Below are 2,935 nucleotides of genomic sequence, written 5' to 3'. Positions count from 1 at the left end.
CGGCACGGTGACGGGAAGCCAGCCGCGGATCGGCATTTCCGTGTGCCCCATGCCTCTTACGATGTCTGCACTGATAGCACCTGGGGCAAAGCCGCTGCTGTTTAATCCATAGAGATGATCCTTCATCCAGATGATGGCAAAAGCATCGCTTCCGATGCCATTGGACACCGGTTCTACAACGGTCAGGCAGATGGCTGTCGCAATCGCTGCGTCGACGGCGTTGCCGCCTGCTTTCAGCATGTCCATGCCTGCGCCGGCTGCGAGCTGGGATGCCGTAGCAACCATGCCGCAGTTTCCGAAGACGACGCTTCTTCTGGACGGATAGCGGTAGCGCTGCCCTAGATTAAAGTTTATATTCATGATTCCTCCCCTGATTTGCGGACTGGCCGCGTATTTCCCTCGAAAATACTGGGATTTTTTTTCTATTATACTTCATCGATGCACCCTTCCCCAACCCGTTTCGGGCAATAAAAAAAGACCCCGGTTGAGGAGCCTTTTTCTATCATTCTTATTTCATATTGGCAGCAGCCCAGTCAGCTTTGAAGCGTGCAATGCCGTTGTCTGTCAGCGGGTGTTTCATGGCATCCATGAGTACCTGGAACGGAACGGTAGCAATGTCAGCGCCTGCGAGTGCGCACTGGGAGATGTGCTGCGGCTTTCTGATGGAAGCAGCAATGATCTTTGTATCGATGTCGTGGATTTCAAAGATTTCAGAGATGGTCTGAATGAGTTCCACGCCGTCCCAGCCGATGTCATCGATGCGGCCAACGAACGGGCTGACGAAGGATGCGCCTGCGCGTGCTGCAAGCAGTGCCTGGTTAGCAGAGAAGACGAGGGTAACGTTTGTGCGGATGCCAAGTTTCTTCAGACCTTTGACGGCTTTCATGCCTTCCGGGGTCATCGGTACTTTGACAACTACATGCGGATCAAGGCCTGCGAGGACCTGTCCTTCTGCAATCATTCCTTCTGCGTCATCAGCGAGCACTTCAGCGGAAATAGGGCCGTCCACGATGGAGGCGATTTCCTTAATGACTGCATGGAAGTCCTTTCCTTCCTTGGCGATCAGGGACGGGTTCGTCGTTACGCCGGAAATGAATCCCATGTCATTGGCTTTGCGAATGGCTTCGACATCAGCGGTATCAATAAAAAATTCCATTTCTTTCTCCTTTTATCTTTATAATATATTCAGCATGTATTCCATTTTTGCACTGATTCGGCGGAATGTCAATAATAAAAGGAATGCATGTAAAAATAGCATACTAGAAACAGGATTTCATCCAGGGCGATATAGGAGGAAATGCCGCAAAATACAGTGTTTTCCGGCATTTTTCACGATGAGGGAGCAAGACCTCCATTTCCCTTCCATGATGAAAAGACAAGCGTATACATTATGAGGCGCAGGGAAAATCCCCTCATGGGCATTCTCAGCCCTTTTCTATCTATAAAACGCGATGGGACGCCGTGAGAAGCGAATTTCTCGCTTATCTTCCCTTATTCACCCATATGTGGCGGAATTCATAGTCAAATGAATGATTTTATTGATGGATATCGTTTCGAATCGAGAAAATTTCATCAACTTGACGTGCAAGTAATAAATCTGCATGATAGTTGACTTATAATGCATATAATACCTTACTCATTGATTATTGATAGATAAACAGGTATAATTAGGGACAAAGTAATCAGATGCTTTTTTTATTCATTTCCATACCTGAACCTAGGAGGGTCCCATGAAATTAACACTCCTCGCTCTGAGCTATTTCCAGAAAACCGCCGAGCTGCAGCACCTGACGAAAGCTGCAGAGGCACTTCATATTTCACAGCCGTCCCTCTCCCACACGATCAAAGTGCTCGAGACCGAGCTGGGCGTGCCGCTTTTCTCCAGAAGCGGGCGCAATATCGTCCTCACGCGTTATGGTGAAATCCTTCTCCGCCACACGAACCGCATCATGCAGGAACTGAACGGCGCACAGAAGGAACTGGCCGACACGAAGGAAGCACAGAAGCTGACCGTCACGATCTCGCTTTTTGCTGCTTCCATGATCATCCCGGCTTTCCTCACCCGTTTCCGTCAGGAACATCCGGATATCCGCTTCGAAATCCTGCAGCAGCATAACAAGCCGGGCCAGACGAATCAGACGCACGTCGACCTCTCTCTTTCTTCTTCGATCAATCCGATCGAGAATGACCATTCTGTCACTCTCCTGAAGGAAGATATCATGCTGGCTATGCCTGATACCGATCCGCATGCCAAGAGACCATCTGTCAATCTGGACGAATTCGAAAAGGCAGGCTTCATCTCTTTGGAAGCAGGCGCAAGCCTTCGTACGATCACAGACTTCTACTGCCGCATGGCAGGCTTCGTCCCCCATGTCGTCCTTGAAAGCGACAGCCCGACGACAGTCCGTGAATTCATCCGCGCAGGCCTCGGCGTTTCCTTCGCTCCGAGAATCACCTGGCACGGCGTAGGCGGCGACCATGTAGCACTTGTCCCGATTGCTTCCCCGAACTGCCAGAGATACATTTCCCTTTCCTGGAAGAAGGGTGAAAAACTCTCTCCGCCAGCTGAACTGCTGAAGAATTATATCAAGGAAAACTTTGCTGACTTTGCCAGAGAATACGCGGGCCTTCCGCCGAAAAGATAATTAACTATAAAAAGATGTGAATGATCAGTTGTCATTCACATCCTTTTTTTGTGCGTTTTTGTGCAGTTATATTCGGCTGGAGGATATATTTGTGGTATCGGGAAGGATTAAAGGATGCTTCGCGTTGCTGGAAATGAACCCCTTTCGGCCCGTACAAAACAATTGAGCCAGCACTGATATTAATATAGTGTCAATCGGTATACGATCCACTTTCCCCTGACGGGGACAGCCTCACAAAGAATAAAAGAAAGAGCTCAGGGGGTGCGGATATTTTTTTGGACCATTCTGGT

Annotated in this window: 3 protein-coding genes; 1 reads left to right on the top strand and 2 read right to left on the bottom strand. The window is 49.1% G+C overall.

Going from position 1 to position 2,935, the window contains the following annotated elements:
• Both M3200_RS06400 and fsa read right to left on the bottom strand, forming a co-directional pair.
• Positions 1 to 360, bottom strand: a 360-nt coding sequence (locus M3200_RS06400; RefSeq protein WP_288178194.1) for a gamma-glutamyltransferase, incomplete at its 3' end; no start/stop codon positions are given.
• Positions 361 to 508: 148 nt separating this feature from the next.
• A complete protein-coding gene (gene fsa / locus M3200_RS06395) occupies positions 509 to 1,156 on the bottom strand; it encodes a fructose-6-phosphate aldolase (protein ID WP_022382707.1) in 648 nt (215 codons plus the stop codon).
• A gap of 574 nt (positions 1,157 to 1,730) precedes the next feature.
• Here fsa and M3200_RS06390 point away from each other — a divergent pair.
• Positions 1,731 to 2,645 (top strand): LysR family transcriptional regulator, encoded by a 915-nt coding sequence (locus M3200_RS06390; RefSeq protein ID WP_022382706.1) that lies wholly within the window; start codon positions 1,731 to 1,733, stop codon positions 2,643 to 2,645.
• Positions 2,646 to 2,935 lie beyond the last annotated feature (290 nt).

It is taken from the genome of Dialister sp. CAG:357 (genome assembly GCF_000435155.1).
Taxonomy (GTDB): Bacteria; Bacillota; Negativicutes; order Veillonellales; family Dialisteraceae; genus Dialister; species Dialister hominis.
The sequence above is the reverse complement of the archived record's forward strand: the minus strand, read 5'-3'. Positions and strand labels throughout refer to the sequence as shown.